Below are 2,649 nucleotides of genomic sequence, written 5' to 3'. Positions count from 1 at the left end.
GCTTCCCTCCGTATCATAGGTGTAAGAAACAGCCTGGTTTCCTTCGCTGTCTTTGACGGAAATCAGTCGGGAACTGCCATCATACTCATACGACAGAGAAAGTTTGGTATCCTCCCCTGCTTTTACGGAAAAAGTGGATTTGTTCCCCTTACTGTCATAGGTATAATTCTTTACGACATCCTTATTTTTTGTCAGTTTGGTCGTTTCTTTTGTGACCTGGCCGGATACATCGCCATACACAAACTGTGTATCATCCTGTACTGCCACATCTCCATAGGCATTGTAGCGGTAAGTATGTACGGTTTCTTTTCCGGTCTTTTTCTCCTTCGCTGTCCTCTCGGTCAGCCGGTTCTGGTTATCATATGTGTTTTTCAAAGTATTTCCGTTTTTATCTACGGTTTTCGTCAGGTTGCTGTTGCAGTCGTAAGTATACGTTTCCGCCACATTCTCATTGTTTTCATTGACAACAATCTACCTCCTTCTATGTCCACTTTATGTAGCTGCTTTTCTTCATATCATTTGATATAACGCTTTAGCAATATAAAAACTATATTTATTACATTAACAAGCACAGATTTTATCAATTTATGTTTTCATTCATGCAAAATACAACATTCTAGCCCTCAATATGTTGCATCGTATTGGATATATTTATTTTCCCCAGCCACAAGCAAATATGGTCCTTGTAAATTAATATTCTCAGTCTTATTTCGGAGCCCATTATATAATATATCGCTCTTTTCCGTTTTTAAGTTTATTCGTTTAATCATATTTTTTTCATAGCAAATCGCATTCTTTTCATTGGATGCAATTTGCACACATCCCTTATCCCTCTGAAAAAGAATTTCCACATCATTTGTTAGCAGATTTACTTTATAGACATATGACTTAACAACATTATTTATAGGTATTTCCATATTACGCAATCGTACATCTTCTTCCCATATATTAACAACTCCGTAGATATATTTACCTTTTTGGTACTCGTTAAAACCATAAAGAAAGTCGCTGTCATATCCGATTTTCTTTTCTAACACCTTCTGATAGTTAGCATTTTTTTGTTTTTCAGTTTTCATTTCATCCCATATGTATGCACTCATAGCCGGAATATTGGAATACTCTTTTTCAGTAGAAAAACAACCATTGGAATTAGCATAAAAAGTTCGTTCTCCGACCTTACATACTCCTTTTTTGTCTTCTTTCATAGTATTTACCTTACCAGCAAACTTATCTTCCTTAATCCATGCATTTGCCATAATTCCATTATAATTTACATACGGCATATTTTGCTCTTCATCCTGCCAGTATTGTAAATAAAGAATATCTTTATCCATTGCCATGTAATTACACTTTTTCTCATGCCTTGCCTCTATGTAATGCCCCTCAAAATCGTAACTATATATTACTGCATCATCACTTGAATAATTATCTCCACATTTTAATATAAACACATGGTTCATACCAAGCGCAATCTGGTTTGGAACAAAATCCAGTTTAATTATTTTTTTATTCTCACTTTTCTTATCTGTAAATTCTACATTTCTTCCATTTATTTCTGCCCAATAATTTTCATTTTCAGCATAATAATTCACGTCTCCATAATGTATAATTAAAACTGATTTATCCAATTGACAAAAATCCAAATCACAACAAATACCCCCCAAAATTATTATTAGTATCATAATATATTTTTTCATATTAAAACCGCCCCTTTAATCTGTAGCCTATTATATATTGCCTGCCACGAAACAATTGCTTATTATTTCGTGCCATTCTAAATTTAGATGCTATACTATCTGTCCCGTCATTGTATACATAATATCCTCGCCTACGATCTTTTGCTAAAACTGCAAAAGTATGTACTCCACTAAAAAGGCCCCCCTTATTGTATACTGATACAATGTATATTTTTCCCTTTTTTATTTTTATATTTTTGGAATTTGCACACACTGTATACTTTATACCATAATGTTCAAGAATATTCCCAATTTTATAAGGTGTTGTTCCCCATACACCATTTCTCATACTATATCCTTTTAACTCACTATATTTAATTAAACCTGAAAATGAAATACCACGATTTTTTTTAAGCGAAATTGCATTATAAATAGCCACTAATTCACAACCAGTATTTGCTATTTTGCTATCTCCATAAAGCATATTACCTACCGGATAATCCTTTTGGTTATAAATAAAATTGCCTCTTAGTTTTTTTTCTAACTTCTCATTTTCCTCATAATTAAATTTTGCTATCACATCTTGTCCATTCATTATTCCTTTATATCCAGATATTCTCATATATTGTTTGCCAATCCATTCAAGCCATCCATGCCCACTCGGGTCCACCATATTCACCCCGTCATTCGCACAATAGGTATACAAATGCAGACTCAGTGGCTCATCACTTTCCCCGGTATAGGTATCTCTTGTGATAAATCTTCCTACTCCCGGCTCATAGTATCTTGCCCGCAGATAGACTTCCTCCGTCTCTTTATCGTAGTATTCCCCACAATAACGGTACGGGTTCTCATCCTTTTTCTCCGGTTTTACTTCGTTTCCAAAGGAATCATACTCATATGTCTTTGTGACATTTCCGGATTCATCCAAAAGCTGCACCACATTGCCGTGCATATCTGTGACATAATACGT

Annotated in this window: 3 protein-coding genes; all 3 read right to left on the bottom strand. The window is 34.5% G+C overall.

Annotated features, from left to right (window positions below):
* A partial coding sequence (locus tag DW019_RS14710; protein WP_207663940.1) for a hypothetical protein occupies window positions 1-444 on the bottom strand: 444 nt, incomplete at its 3' end.
* Window positions 445-623: 179 nt separating this feature from the next.
* Window positions 624-1,697 (bottom strand): hypothetical protein, encoded by a 1,074-nt coding sequence (locus DW019_RS14705; protein WP_118444040.1) that lies wholly within the window; start codon window positions 1,695-1,697, stop codon window positions 624-626.
* A 1-nt stretch (window position 1,698) separates the two neighbouring features.
* The coding region (locus tag DW019_RS14700; RefSeq protein ID WP_147353048.1) for an RHS repeat-associated core domain-containing protein at window positions 1,699-2,649 on the bottom strand (951 nt) is incomplete at its 5' end.

The sequence above is a fragment of the Clostridium sp. AF37-5 genome, from assembly GCF_003477605.1.
In the GTDB taxonomy this organism is placed as follows: Bacteria; Bacillota; Clostridia; order Lachnospirales; family Lachnospiraceae; genus Eubacterium_F.
This window is presented reverse-complemented; position numbering and strand designations above follow the sequence as displayed.